This window comes from Pseudomonas sp. MYb118 (genome assembly GCF_040947875.1).
Taxonomy (GTDB): Bacteria; Pseudomonadota; Gammaproteobacteria; order Pseudomonadales; family Pseudomonadaceae; genus Aquipseudomonas.
Window position 1 is genome coordinate 1760874 of the sequence record NZ_JBFRXN010000002.1, and the last position, 12916, is coordinate 1773789.

Annotated in this window: 14 protein-coding genes and 1 pseudogene; 5 read left to right on the plus strand and 10 right to left on the minus strand. The window is 62.4% G+C overall.

The window, feature by feature from the left end; translation table 11 throughout:
- Nucleotides 1-80: 80 nt before the first annotated feature.
- A pseudogene (locus ABVN20_RS13965) lies at nucleotides 81-323 on the minus strand (sulfatase); the annotation flags it as partial.
- A 23-nt stretch (nucleotides 324-346) separates the two neighbouring features.
- Between ABVN20_RS13965 and ABVN20_RS13970 the strand changes: the two are divergent.
- Entirely contained in the window at nucleotides 347-595 is a 249-nt protein-coding gene (locus tag ABVN20_RS13970; protein ID WP_368556304.1) for a hypothetical protein, read from the plus strand.
- A gap of 65 nt (nucleotides 596-660) precedes the next feature.
- Here ABVN20_RS13970 and ABVN20_RS13975 read toward each other — a convergent pair whose 3' ends face one another.
- From ABVN20_RS13975 to glyQ, 4 genes are all read right to left on the minus strand, one after another.
- The gene (locus tag ABVN20_RS13975) at nucleotides 661-1440 is read right to left on the minus strand and encodes a lysophospholipid acyltransferase family protein (RefSeq protein ID WP_368556305.1); all 780 of its coding nucleotides are present in this window, start codon (nucleotides 1438-1440) and stop codon (nucleotides 661-663) included.
- Nucleotides 1441-1521: 81 nt separating this feature from the next.
- On the minus strand, nucleotides 1522-2055 hold the full coding sequence (gmhB, locus tag ABVN20_RS13980; RefSeq protein WP_368556306.1) for a D-glycero-beta-D-manno-heptose 1,7-bisphosphate 7-phosphatase: 534 nt from the start codon (nucleotides 2053-2055) through the stop codon (nucleotides 1522-1524).
- 6 nt (nucleotides 2056-2061) lie between these two features.
- Nucleotides 2062-4116 (minus strand): glycine--tRNA ligase subunit beta, encoded by a 2055-nt coding sequence (glyS, locus tag ABVN20_RS13985; RefSeq protein WP_368556308.1) that lies wholly within the window; start codon nucleotides 4114-4116, stop codon nucleotides 2062-2064.
- Nucleotides 4113-5066: a glycine--tRNA ligase subunit alpha gene (gene glyQ, locus ABVN20_RS13990; RefSeq protein WP_003187265.1), complete on the minus strand. Its 954-nt coding sequence runs from the start codon at nucleotides 5064-5066 to the stop codon at nucleotides 4113-4115. Before glyQ ends, glyS begins: the two co-directional genes overlap by 4 nt.
- Nucleotides 5067-5147: 81 nt before the next feature.
- Between glyQ and ABVN20_RS13995 the strand changes: the two genes are divergently transcribed.
- From ABVN20_RS13995 to ABVN20_RS14005, 3 genes are all read left to right on the plus strand, one after another.
- Entirely contained in the window at nucleotides 5148-5705 is a 558-nt protein-coding gene (locus ABVN20_RS13995; protein ID WP_368556310.1) for a DNA-3-methyladenine glycosylase I, read from the plus strand.
- 40 nt (nucleotides 5706-5745) lie between these two features.
- On the plus strand, nucleotides 5746-6633 hold the full coding sequence (locus ABVN20_RS14000; protein ID WP_368556312.1) for a lysophospholipid acyltransferase: 888 nt from the start codon (nucleotides 5746-5748) through the stop codon (nucleotides 6631-6633).
- Nucleotides 6634-6706: 73 nt separating this feature from the next.
- Nucleotides 6707-6946, plus strand: coding sequence for a PilZ domain-containing protein (locus tag ABVN20_RS14005; RefSeq protein ID WP_368556314.1), 240 nt, complete (start codon nucleotides 6707-6709; stop codon nucleotides 6944-6946).
- On the opposite strand, the gene ABVN20_RS14010 is transcribed toward ABVN20_RS14005, so the two are convergent.
- From ABVN20_RS14010 to def, 5 genes are all read right to left on the minus strand, one after another.
- On the minus strand, nucleotides 6947-7261 hold the full coding sequence (locus tag ABVN20_RS14010) for a tetratricopeptide repeat protein (protein WP_368556315.1): 315 nt from the start codon (nucleotides 7259-7261) through the stop codon (nucleotides 6947-6949). It abuts the gene before it with no gap.
- 133 nt (nucleotides 7262-7394) lie between these two features.
- Nucleotides 7395-8768: a Trk system potassium transporter TrkA gene (trkA, locus tag ABVN20_RS14015; RefSeq protein ID WP_368556317.1), complete on the minus strand. Its 1374-nt coding sequence runs from the start codon at nucleotides 8766-8768 to the stop codon at nucleotides 7395-7397.
- A gap of 21 nt (nucleotides 8769-8789) precedes the next feature.
- Entirely contained in the window at nucleotides 8790-10100 is a 1311-nt protein-coding gene (gene rsmB / locus ABVN20_RS14020; RefSeq protein ID WP_368556318.1) for a 16S rRNA (cytosine(967)-C(5))-methyltransferase RsmB, read from the minus strand.
- Nucleotides 10097-11056, minus strand: a complete 960-nt coding sequence (gene fmt / locus ABVN20_RS14025) for a methionyl-tRNA formyltransferase (protein WP_368556320.1) — start codon at nucleotides 11054-11056, stop codon at nucleotides 10097-10099. Before fmt ends, rsmB begins: the two co-directional genes overlap by 4 nt.
- A 68-nt stretch (nucleotides 11057-11124) precedes the next feature.
- Nucleotides 11125-11631, minus strand: a complete 507-nt coding sequence (gene def, locus ABVN20_RS14030; protein ID WP_192307269.1) for a peptide deformylase — start codon at nucleotides 11629-11631, stop codon at nucleotides 11125-11127.
- Nucleotides 11632-11816: 185 nt separating this feature from the next.
- On the opposite strand from def, the gene ABVN20_RS14035 reads away from it, so the two are divergent.
- Nucleotides 11817-12842 (plus strand): LysM peptidoglycan-binding domain-containing protein, encoded by a 1026-nt coding sequence (locus tag ABVN20_RS14035; RefSeq protein ID WP_368556321.1) that lies wholly within the window; start codon nucleotides 11817-11819, stop codon nucleotides 12840-12842.
- Nucleotides 12843-12916 lie beyond the last annotated feature (74 nt).

Genomic DNA, 12916 nt, shown 5'->3' on the forward strand with positions numbered 1-12916 from the left:
AATGAGTCAGCCCACCCTGGCGGTGGGCCAAGGCTCAAAAAAAAACCAGCGCTCTGCGCTGGTTTTTTTTTGCCGCGCTTTTATCGCTCTGCGGGGGGATGGCCGTCTTCCCGAACGTTGCGATGCAGCATCAGTCGCGCGGTTTCATGCAGCCCTCGGGTCAGCGCCTGCAAGCGTTGAAACTCCTCGGGATGCCGGTCGGCCACGTCTTCGCGGGGGGTGAGCGAAGCCAGGTTGTGCAGCGTCGATGAGATGCCGTCGTGCTGCATCTGCAGCAGGAAGTCTTGAGTGACGCCGCCGATGATGGGAAAGGTGCCTTCGCGGCGCCGGTCTGGGGTTGGCCATCGTGCAGATGATCGGCCGCAAGATTGGTTGCAAATTACGGCTCTACAACCTGGCCCAGGGCGGCTTGTGTGCTGAACTCTGCCTGAGCGGCGCCTTGTTGCAAGCGGAGATCATGCGCAGGCGCGCGACATTCACGCGACGCTATGAATCGGCCATAAAAAAACCGGCTATATCAGCCGGTTTTCTTGCGCCCAAAAAAAACTTATGCACGTTTTTCGGTATTTTGCTCTTTCATAAAATATGTATGTAAATCATGTAGTTAGAATGCAGAAAAAGCGTTTGTCAGGAAAAAGGCGCACAGGTTATCCACAGATATCAGGCCGGCAGCTGATTGCCGCTTTCAGGGGCATGCGCAGCCGGCGGGAGCGAACCCATTTCACGCTGCATTTGCTCGTTCCAGGCCTGCACGCGGTCATTGAGGTCGGCAATGGCGCGAGGACCGCTGCCTTCGGCGTACATCGGTGCGCCGATGACCACGGTGATCACGCCCTGCTTCTTCGCCCAGCCGGTTTTCGGCCAGAACTTGCCGGCGTTATGCGCGATCGGCAGCACCGGAAGGGAGGCATTGACCGCCAATGCCGTGCCGCCACGGGAGAACTTGCCAATACTGCCATACGGCACCCGGGTGCCTTCCGGAAAGATCAGCACCCAGACGCCATCCTTCAGCAGTTCGTCGCCCTTCTTCGCCACATGCTTGAGCGCGGCTTTCGGGTTGTCGCGGTCGATGGCGATCGGTCGCAGCATGGCCATGGCCCAGCCGAAAAACGGCACATACAGCAGCGAACGCTTGAGCACCTGGCTCAACGGCTCGAAATAGGCCGAGATGAAGAACGTTTCCCAGGTGCTCTGGTGGTTCGCTTGAATCACGCAGGGCTGCTCGGGCACATTCTCGGCGCCTTTGACTTCATAGCTGATGCCCAGGAACACCTTGCTCAACCACAAGGCGCAGCGGCACCAGTACACGTTGATGAATCGGTAGCGCGCCTTGAATGGCAGAAACGGCGCGATAAAAAAGCTCAGGCTGCACCAGAGCAAGGAACTGGTGCCCAGCAGCAGGTAAAAGAGAAAGATTCTGATGGCCTGCAGTATCGACATGGTGACGTTTACCGTGCGGGCTTTGCCCGTCTATATAAAGCGCACTCCCGAACAATCCCTGGTCAGGAACTCGAAAGCGCTCTAATTGTGGATAAGTTCTGCGGCAATCGCCGCAAGATCGTCAAAAATCAGGGTGCCCACTGGCAGGGTCTTGCCTAGCGTCTTCTCGCCTTTTCCGGTCTTCACCAGAACGGGCTGAGAATCGACGGCTTTGGCGGCCTCCAGGTCACCGAGACTGTCGCCGACGAACCAGAGATTCGTCAGCGGCACGTCGTAATGTGCAGCGATGGTTTTCAACATTCCGGGTTTGGGTTTGCGGCAATCACAGCCTTCGTCCGGCCCGTGCGGGCAGTAGACGATCAGCCCGACTTCACCGCCCTGCTGCGCCACCAGCGTGCGCAAGCGCTCGTGCATGGCGTCCAGGGTGGCGAGGTCGTAATAGCCGCGAGCGATGCCCGACTGGTTGGTAGCGACTGCTACCGTCCAGCCGGCCTTGCTCAACTGCGCAATGGCTTCGATCGAGCCGGGGAGCGGAATCCACTCCGCCACCGACTTGATGTAAGCGTCGGAGTCGTAGTTGATCACCCCGTCCCGATCGAGAATCAGCAGTTTCAAACAGACTTACCCCAGCAACGAAATGTCGGCAACGCCAAGGAACAGCCCACGCAGGCGCGACAGCAAGGCGTAACGGTTGGCGCGCACGTTGGCGTCGTCGGCGTTGACCATCACCGCTTCGAAGAACGCGTCCACCGGCTCGCGCAAGGCGGCCAGGCGTGCCAGCGATTCGCTGTACTGACGGGCCGCGGCCATTGGCTGCACAGCCTGGTCCGCCTGCTGGATCGCCGAGTACAGGGAGAACTCGTTGGCGTTGTCGAAGTACTTGGCTTCCACCACGGTCGGCACCGAGCCTTCCACTTTGCTCAACAGGTTCGACACCCGCTTGTTCACCGCCGCCAGGGCGGCAGCTTCCGGTAATTTGCGGAACGCCTGCACCGCTTGCACACGCTGGTCGAAGTCCAGGGCCGAGCCCGGCTTGAGGGCGCGAACCGACAGGTAGGTGGCCACGTCGACGCCTTCGTCTTCATAACGAGCACGCAGACGGTCGAAGATGAACTCCAGCACCGCCTCGTTCAGGCCGGCCGCCTTGACCTTGGCACCGAAGGCATTCACGGCGAAAGCCACGGCGTCGTTGAGGTCCAGGTCCAGTTGTTTCTCGATCAGGATGCGCAGCACGCCCAGCGCGGCACGGCGCAGTGCGTACGGGTCCTTGCTGCCGGTTGGCAGCATGCCGATGCCGAAGATACCCACCAGGGTGTCGAGCTTGTCGGCGATGGCCACGGCGGCACCGGTCAGGGTCGCAGGCAGCTCGGCGCCGGCACCGCGCGGCATGTACTGCTCATTCAGTGCCAGGGCAACGTCTTGCGGCTCGCCATCGTTGACGGCGTAGTAGTAGCCGGCAACACCCTGCATTTCCGGGAACTCACCGACCATCTCGGTCGCCAGGTCGCACTTGGACAGCAGGCCGGCGCGGGCCGCCCAGGAGGCGTTGCCGCCAATGCGCGCGGCGATGTAGGCGGCCAGTTTGGAAACGCGCTCGGCCTTGTCGTAGACGCTGCCGAGTTTTTCCTGGAACACCACGTTCTGCAGGCGCTGGTTGAAGTCTTCCAGCTTCTGCTTCTTGTCCTGCTTGAAGAAGAACTCGGCGTCGGTCAGGCGTGGGCGGACCACTTTCTCGTTACCGGCGATGATCTGCTGCGGGTCCTTGCTTTCGATGTTGGCCACGGTAATGAAACGTGGCAGCAACTTGCCGTCGGCATCCAGCAGGCAGAAGTACTTCTGGTTGTCCTGCATGGTGGTGATCAGCGCTTCCTGCGGCACGTCGAGGAAACGTTCCTCGAACGAGCACACCAGCGGCACCGGCCATTCGACCAGCGCGGTCACTTCGTCGAGCAGTGCCGGCGGCACGATTGCGGTGCCTTCCTGGCGGGTCGCCAGCTCTTCGGTGCGCTTGCTGATGATCTCGCGGCGCTCGTTGGCGTCGGCCAGCACGTAGGCGCCACGCAGGTCGGCCAGGTAGCTGGACGGCGAACCGATGCGTACGTTTTCCGGGTGATGGAAGCGGTGGCCACGGGAGTCGCGGCCGGCCTTCTGCGCGAGGATGGTGCAGTCGATGACCTGGTCACCGAGCAGCATCACCAGCCATTGGGTCGGACGAACGAATTCTTCCTTGCGGGCGCCCCAGCGCATGCGCTTGGGGATCGGCAGGTCGTTCAGGGAATCTTCGACGATGGTCGGCAGCAGGCTCGCGGTCGGCTTGCCAGCGATGTTCTGGCTGTAGCGCAGTTTCGGACCGCTCTGGTCGATTTCGCTTAGCTCGACGCCACACTTCTTGGCAAAGCCCAGGGCGGCCTGGGTCGGGTTGCCGTCGGCATCGAACGCCGCCTGGCGTGGCGGGCCGTCCAGATTGATGCTGCGATCAGGCTGCTGGGTGGCCAGCGAGGTGATCAGCACCGCCAGGCGACGTGGCGCGGCATAGACGGTCTTGGTCTCGTAGTTCAGGCCGGCAGCCTGCAGGCCTTTGTCGATACCGGCCAGGAACGCTTCGGCCAGGGTATTGAGGGCTTTGGGTGGCAGTTCTTCGGTGCCCAGTTCAACCAGGAAATCTTGAGCACTCATTGTGCAGCCTCCAGCTTGGCCAGTACTTCGTCACGCAGGTCAGGGGTCGCCATCGGGAAGCCCAGCTTGGCGCGAGCCAGCAGGTAGGCTTGCGCAACGGAACGCGCCAGGGTGCGCACACGCAGGATGTATTGCTGACGCGCAGTCACCGAGATCGCCCGGCGCGCATCCAGCAGGTTGAAGGTATGGGAAGCCTTCAACACCATTTCATAGCTCGGCAACGGCAGCGGCTGGTCGAGCTCGATCAGGCGCTTGGCTTCGCTTTCGTAGAAGTCGAACAGTTCGAACAGCTTGTCGACGTTGGCGTGTTCGAAGTTGTAGGTCGACTGTTCCACTTCGTTCTGGTGGAACACGTCGCCGTAGGTGACCTTGCCGAACGGACCGTCAGCCCAGACCAGGTCGTAGACCGAGTCCACGCCTTGCAGATACATGGCCAGGCGTTCCAGGCCGTAGGTGATCTCGCCGGTCACCGGGTAGCACTCGATGCCGCCCGCTTGCTGGAAGTACGTGAACTGCGTCACTTCCATGCCATTGAGCCAGACTTCCCAGCCCAGGCCCCAGGCGCCCAGGGTCGGCGATTCCCAGTTGTCTTCGACGAAGCGGATGTCGTGGACCAGCGGGTCCAGGCCGACATGCTTGAGGGAGCCCAGGTACAGTTCCTGGAAGTTGTCCGGGTTCGGCTTCAGGACCACCTGGAACTGATAGTAGTGCTGCAGGCGGTTCGGGTTTTCGCCGTAGCGGCCGTCAGTCGGGCGACGACTGGGCTGCACATAGGCGGCGTTCCAGGTTTCCGGGCCGATGGCGCGCAGGAACGTGGCGGTGTGGAAAGTCCCGGCGCCTACTTCCATATCGTAGGGCTGAAGTACCACGCAACCTTGCTCGGCCCAGTATTGCTGGAGGGCGAGGATCAAGTCTTGGAAGGTACGCACGGCTGGCGTAGGCTGGCTCACGAAATTCACCTGTTTCTTGGGCTGCGATTTAAAGAGCGGGAGTATACCCGATTCATGGCTGCGCACGCCCCCTGGAGCCTTATGCCACGCTGCTTTTGGTGTACCGAAGATCCGCTGTACATGGCTTATCACGATCAGGAGTGGGGCACGCCGCTGCGGGATGCGCAGGGTTTGTTCGAGTTGCTTTTGCTCGAAGGGTTCCAGGCCGGGCTGTCCTGGATCACCGTGCTGCGCAAACGCGAGCACTACCGCCAGGTGATGTTCGGCTTCGACGCGCAGCGCGTGGCGCAGATGAGCGACGCCTACATCGAGCAATTGATGCTCGACCCCGGGATCATCCGCAATCGCCTCAAACTCAACGCCGCCCGGCGCAATGCCCAGGCCTGGCTGGCGCTGGAAGACCCGGTGGGGTTGCTCTGGTCCTTCGTCGATAACGTGCCCAGAATCAATCATTTCAAGGACCGCAGCGAAGTGCCGGCGATCACGCCCGAGGCCCAGGCGATGAGCAAGGGCCTGAAGAAAGCCGGCTTCACCTTCGTCGGCCCGACCATCTGTTATGCCTTGATGCAGGCCTCGGGAATGGTCATGGACCACACCCGTGATTGCGATCGCTACGCCATCCTTTCCAACGCCGGTTAGAATGGCCGCCTCGCACACAGCACAAGATATGGAGTGACCTGTGGATAAGTTTAAAGGCGCCTTGCTGGTAGGCGCTCTGCGGCTGTTTGCCCTGCTTCCGTGGCGGGCCGTGCAGGCAGTGGGCTCGGCCATCGGCTGGGTGATGTGGAAAACCCCGAACCGTTCCCGCGACGTGGTGCGGATCAACCTGGCCAAGTGTTTTCCCGAGATGGACCCCGCCGAGCGTGAGCGCCTGGTCGGCCAGAGCCTGAAGGACATCGGCAAGTCGCTGACCGAAAGCGCCTGCGCGTGGATCTGGCCGGCGCAGCGCTCCATCGACCTGGTGCGCGAAGTCGAAGGTCTCGACATCCTCAAGGACGCCCTCGCCTCCGGCAAGGGCGTGGTCGGCATCACCAGCCACCTGGGCAACTGGGAAGTGCTCAACCACTTCTATTGCAGCCAGTGCAAGCCGATCATTTTCTACCGACCGCCCAAGCTCAAGGCTGTGGACGAATTGCTGCAGAAACAACGGGTTCAGTTGGGCAACAAGGTCGCTGCCTCCACCAAGGAAGGCATCCTCAGTGTCATCAAGGAAGTGCGCAAAGGTGGTGCAGTGGGCATCCCCGCGGACCCGGAACCGGCCGAATCCGCCGGGATCTTCGTGCCGTTCTTCGCCACCCAGGCCCTGACCAGCAAGTTCGTGCCGAACATGCTGGCCGGCGGCAAGGCAGTCGGCGTGTTCCTGCATGCACTGCGCCTGCCGGACGGTTCGGGCTACAAAGTGATCCTTGAAGCTGCGCCCGAAGCCATGTACAGCACCGATACCGAGACGTCCTGCGCGGCCATGAGCCAGGTGGTCGAGCGTTATGTGCGGGCGTATCCGAGCCAGTACATGTGGAGCATGAAACGCTTCAAGAAGCGTCCGCCGGGCGAGGCACGCTGGTATTGAGTCTATTTGGCACGATCTGTGGATAACCTTGGGTCAAGGTTTATCCACAGCTGTTGAGGAAAGGGCGCAATAGATGTCCGAACACCGTAAGTCGTTTCGCATCAAGATCTGCCATGAAAGCTTCGGCGAATGCCTGGGCCAGACCCGCAACCTTTCGACCACGGGCGTTTACGTCAAGCACCCGACCTTGTCGACGCTGGCCAAGGGCGCGGTGGTCTACGGCCAGGTGCAAGACTTACCCACAGGGGCGCCGCGGGTGAAGATGGAAGTGGTGCAAGTGGATGCCGAGGGCATCGGCCTGCGGTACCTCTGATCAGCGTGCCTGACGCTCGAGCTTTTTCAGGAACACCGTCATTTCCTTTTCCGCCTGCTTGTCGCCATGGGCACGGGCGGCCTCCAGGCCCTGCTCCCAGGCCTGGCGCGCGCCGGGGTAATCCTCCTGCCCCAAACGGGCCTTGCCCAACAGCTTCCACGCCGCCGAGTACTTGGAGTCCAGCTCCACGCAGCGGGCGAAGTGCTCGGCTGCCTTGTCATGCTCACCCAAATCCAGATAACCCTTGCCCAGGCCGAAGCGCAGCAGGGCGTTGTCCACACCCTTGGCGAGCATTTTTTCCAGTGATTCGATCATGGTGGGTTTCCTGGTTGTGTCGGTGACTTTGATACCGCTATCGCGGGCAAGCCCGCTCCTACAAGGACACCGCTGTACCTGTAGGAGCGAGCTTGCTCGCGATGAGGCCGGCCGATCCAGCAAAAAACTCGGGTCAGAAGAAGCTCAACCCCACATGGAACAGCTTCTCCACATCGCGAATGTGCTTTTTATCCACAAGGAACAGGATCACATGATCCCCGGCAGCGATCACCGTGTCGTCGTGGGCGATCAGCACTTCTTCGTCGCGAATGATCGCGCCGATGGTCGTGCCCGGCGGCAGGCCGATGTTCTCGATGGCCTTGCCGATCACCTTGCTCGACTTCGCATCGCCATGGGCGATGGCCTCGATCGCTTCGGCCGCGCCGCGGCGCAATGAGTGCACGCTGACAATATCGCCACGTCGCACGTGGGCGAGCAAGGTGCCGATGGTCGCCAGTTGCGGGCTGATGGCGATGTCGATGTCGCCGCCCTGGATCAGGTCGACGTAGGCCGGGTTGTTGATGATGGTCATCACCTTCTTCGCCCCCAGCCGCTTGGCCAGCAGCGACGACATGATGTTGGCTTCGTCGTCGTTGGTCAGGGCAAGGAACAGGTCGGCGTCGGCGATGTTCTCTTCCAGCAGCAGGTCGCGGTCCGAGGCACTGCCTTGCAGCACCACAGTACTGTCCAGGGTATCGGAGAGATGGCGGCAGCGGCCCGGGCTCATCTCGATGATCTTCACCTGGTAACGGCTTTCGATGGCTTCGGCCAGGCGTTCGCCGATCTGTCCGCCACCGGCGATGACGATGCGCTTGTAGCTCTCGTCGAGGCGACGCATTTCGCTCATCACCGCGCGAATGTTCGCCTTGGCGGCGATGAAAAAGACTTCGTCGTCGGCTTCGATCACCGTGTCGCCTTGCGGCAGGATCGGCCGGTCACGGCGGAAAATCGCGGCGACGCGGGTCTCGACGTTCGGCATGTGTTCGCGCAACTGGCGCAGTTGCTGGCCCACCAGCGGCCCGCCGTAGTAGGCCTTGACCGCCACCAGCTGCGCCTTGCCTTCGGCGAAGTCGATCACCTGCAACGCGCCGGGGTACTGGATCAGGCGCTTGATGTAGTTGGTGACCACCTGCTCCGGGCTGATCAGCACGTCCACCGGAATCGCTTCGTTGTCGAACAGTTCGGGACGGGTCAGGTAGGACGCTTCACGCACCCGGGCGATCTTGGTGGGCGTGTGGTACAGGGTGTGGGCGACCTGGCAGGCGACCATGTTGGTCTCGTCGCTGTTGGTCACCGCCACCAGCATGTCGGCATCGTCGGCGCCGGCCTGGCGCAGCACCGTCGGCAACGAGCCGCGGCCGTGGATGGTGCGGATGTCCAGACGGTCGCCGAGGTCGCGCAGGCGATCGCCGTCGGTGTCGACCACCGTGATGTCGTTGGCCTCGCTGGCCAAGTGTTCCGCCAGCGAACCGCCGACCTGCCCTGCGCCGAGGATGATGATTTTCATCCAGTCACTCCCTTAAACCGGTTAACCGCGCGCGGCGGCGATCTTGATCAGCTTGGCGTAGTAGAAACCGTCGTGGCCACCTTCCTGGGCCAGCAACTGGCGACCATGGGGTTGCTTGAGGCCGGCGGCGGTGGCGAGGTCCAGCTCGCGGGCGCCTGGCGTGCGGGCGAGGAAGGCTTCGATCACTTCGGTGTTCTCGGTCGGCAGCGTGGAACAGGTGGCGTACAGCAGAATGCCGCCGACTTCGAGGGTTTTCCACAGGGCGTCGAGCAATTCACCTTGCAGCTGGGCCAGGGCGACGATGTCTTCCGGTTGGCGGGTCAGCTTAATGTCGGGGTGGCGGCGGATCACGCCGGTGGCCGAGCAAGGCGCGTCGAGCAGGATGCGCTGGAATGGTTTGCCATCCCACCAGGTGGCGGTGTCGCGGCCGTCGGCGGCGATCAGGTCGGCGCTCAAGCCCAGGCGTTCAAGGTTTTCCCGCACCCGCACCAGACGTTTTTCCTCGAGGTCCACCGCCACCACGCCGGCCAGTGCCGGTTCGGCTTCGAGGATGTGGCAGGTCTTGCCGCCCGGTGCGCAGCAGGCGTCGAGCACGCGCTGGCCGGGGGCGAGGTCGAGCAGGTCGGCGGCCAGTTGCGCCGCTTCGTCCTGTACGCTGATCCAGCCTTCGGCGAAGCCCGGCAGGCTGCGCACATCGGTGGCCGCTTCGAGCAGGATGCCGTCGCGGCTAAACACGCAGGCGGTGGCGGCGAGGCCGGCCTCACTGAGTAATGCCAGGTAGGCGTCGCGGCTGTGATGGCGACGGTTGACCCGCAGGATCATCGGCGGGTGGGCATTGTTCGCCGCGCAAATGGCTTCCCATTGCTCTGGCCAGAACGCTTTCAGCGACTTTTGCAGCCAGCGCGGGTGGGCGGTGCGCACCACCGGGTCGTGCTCCAGCTCGCCGAGCAGCGCTTCGCCCTCACGCTGGGCGCGGCGCAGCACGGCGTTGAGCAGGGCCTTGGCCCAGGGTTTCTTCAACTTGTCGGCGCAACCGACCGTTTCGCCGATGGCGGCGTGGGCCGGCACGCGGCTGTAGAACAGTTGATAGAGCCCCACCAGCAGCAGCGCCTCGACATCGGCGTCGGCGGCCTTGAACGGTTTCTGCAACAGCTTGGCCGCCAGTGCCGACAAGCGGGGCTGCCAGCGGGCGGTGCCGAACGCCAGGTCCTGGGTGAAACCGCGATCACGGTCTTCGACCTTGTCCAGTTGCGTGGGCAGCGAACTGTTGAGCGAGGCTTTGCCGCTGAGCACGGCAGCCAGTGCCTTGGCGGCAGCCAGACGTGGGTTCATTGCGCGTCCGCCGTTTGACCCAGCACAGTCCCGACGGCGAATTTCTCACGGCGGCTGTTGAACAGGTCGCTGAAATTCAGCGCCTTGCCCCCGGGCAATTGCACGCGGGTCAGGCACAGCGCCTGCTCGCCACAGGCGACGATCAGCCCGTCCTTGCTGGCGGCAATGATTTCCCCTGGCGCGCCCTTGCCTGGCGCGAGGCTGGCGGCCAGCACTTTCAGCGCTTCGCCGTTGAGCGTGCTGTGGGTGATCGGCCATGGGTTGAAGGCGCGCACCAGGCGCTCCAGCTCGATGGCCGGGCGATTCCAGTCGATGCGCGCTTCGTCCTTGTTCAATTTGTGCGCATAGGTGGCGAGGCTGTCGTCCTGCACTTCGCCTTGCAGGGTCCCTGCGGCGAGGCCGGCGATGGCCTCGATCACGGCCGGCGGGCCGATTTGCGCCAGGCGGTCGTGCAGGCTGCCGCCGGTGTCCTGGGCGCTGATCGGAGTGGCGACCTTGAGCAGCATCGGCCCGGTGTCCAATCCCAGTTCCATGCGCATTACCGTCACGCCGCTTTCACTGTCACCGGCTTCGACGGCGCGCTGGATCGGCGCAGCGCCACGCCAGCGCGGCAGCAACGAAGCATGGCTGTTGATGCAGCCCAGGCGCGGGATGTCCAGCACCACCTGCGGCAGGATCAGGCCGTAGGCGACCACCACCAGCAGGTCCGGCTTGAGCGCGGCGAGTTCCGCCTGGGCTTCTTCGTTGCGCAGGGTCGGCGGCTGCAACACCTGGATGCCGTGTTCCAGCGCCAACTGCTTGACCGGGCTGGGCATCAGCTTTTGCCCGCGGCCTGCCGGGCGGTCCGGCTGGGTGTAGACGGCGACGATCTCGTAAGGGCTGTCGAGCAGGGCCTTGAGGTGTTCGGCGGCGAATTCCGGGGTGCCGGCAAAGACGATGCGCAGTGGCTCAGTCATGGGGAACTCTCTTCAAAGCGATTGCAAAAGAAAAAGGCTTGCCGCAGCAAGCCTTTGAAAGGAGGGCATCAAGCGTTCTGGCGATGGATCTTTTCCAGCTTCTTCTTGATCCGGTCGCGCTTGAGACTGGACAGGTAGTCAACGAACAATTTGCCGTTGAGGTGGTCGCATTCATGCTGGATGCACACCGCGAGCAGGCCTTCGGCGATCAGCTCATAGGGCTGGCCGTCGCGGTCCAGGGCCTTGATCTTGACCTTCTGCGGGCGATCGACGTTTTCGTAGAAGCCAGGTACCGAAAGGCAGCCTTCCTGGTATTGCTCCATCTCGTCGGTCAGGGGTTCGAACTCGGGGTTGATGAACACCCGCGGCTCGCTGCGGTCTTCGGAGAGGTCCATGACGACGATACGTTTGTGCACGTTGACCTGGGTCGCGGCGAGGCCGATGCCTGGCGCTTCATACATTGTTTCAAACATGTCATCGACCAACTGACGTACTTCGTCGTCCACTACGGCCACAGGTTTGGCGATAGTGCGCAGGCGCGAGTCGGGGAATTCGAGGATGTCTAAAATGGCCATAAGCTCAACTGATGCACGTGTGAGGTAAAGTCGGGTCGATGGCCTGGCGGGTCTGGAGATGCCGGCTACCGTTGTAAAACGTAGCTCCCTTTCTTAGTAATGAGAAGGTCTCAATAACGAGCAGGGAGCGGGCCACGAAGGCTCTGGCGTTTCACGCGAACGCACATAATAAAGGGATTCACCGCATGAGGAAATCACTACTCGCCCTGCTCCTCCTGGCCTCGGCCGGTTTCGCGCACGGGCAAGTGCAGCTCAGGGAAGGTTTTCCACAGCAATACACGGTGGTGGCCGGTGACACACTCTGGGACATCTCCGGCAAATACCTGCGCGAGCCCTGGAAGTGGCCCGAGCTGTGGCAGGTCAACCCGCAGATCCAGAACCCCAATCTGATCTATCCCGGCGACGTGCTGTCGCTGGTCTACGTCGATGGCCAGCCGCGCCTGACCCTCAATCGCGGCGCGTCGAGGGGCACCATCAAGCTCTCGCCGCGGGTGCGCAGCTCACCGGTGGCCGACGCGATCCCGAGCATTCCGCTGCAGGCCATCAACAGTTTCCTGCTGAGCAACCGCATCGTCGACGAGGTCGAGGATTTCGACAAGGCGCCCTACATCGTCGCCGGCGATGCCGAACGGGTGCTCAGCGGCACCGGTGACCGCATTTTCGCCCGTGGCCATTTCGACCAGGAGCACCCGGTCTACGGCATCTTCCGCCAGGGCAAGGTCTACACCGACCCCGAGAGCAAGGAGTTCTTGGGGATCAACGCCGATGACATCGGTGGTGGCGAGGTGGTCGCCACTGAAGGCGATGTCGCCACCCTCGCCCTGCAACGCACCACCCAGGAAGTGCGCCTGGGCGATCGCCTGTTCAGCAGCGAAGAGCGTTCGATCAACTCGACATTCATGCCCAGTGCGCCGGCCAGCCAGATCAACGGCCTGATTATTGACGTGCCGCGCGGGGTCACCCAGATCGGTGCGCTGGACGTGGTCACGCTGAACAAGGGCCAGCGTGATGGCCTGGCCGAGGGCAATGTGCTGGTGGTGATGAAAACCGGCGAAACCGTGCGCGACCGGGTCACCGGCCAGCCGGTGAAGATTCCCGATGAGCGTGCCGGTTTGCTGATGGTGTTCCGCACCTACGACAAGCTCAGTTATGGGTTGGTGCTCAACGCGACGCGCTCTTTGGCGGTGCTCGACAAGGTGCGCAATCCTTAGCCAGCTTCACAACTTGTCAACAGAGTTATCCACAGCTTGTTCCCGCTGCGAAGGGACTCACAACGATCAAGGAT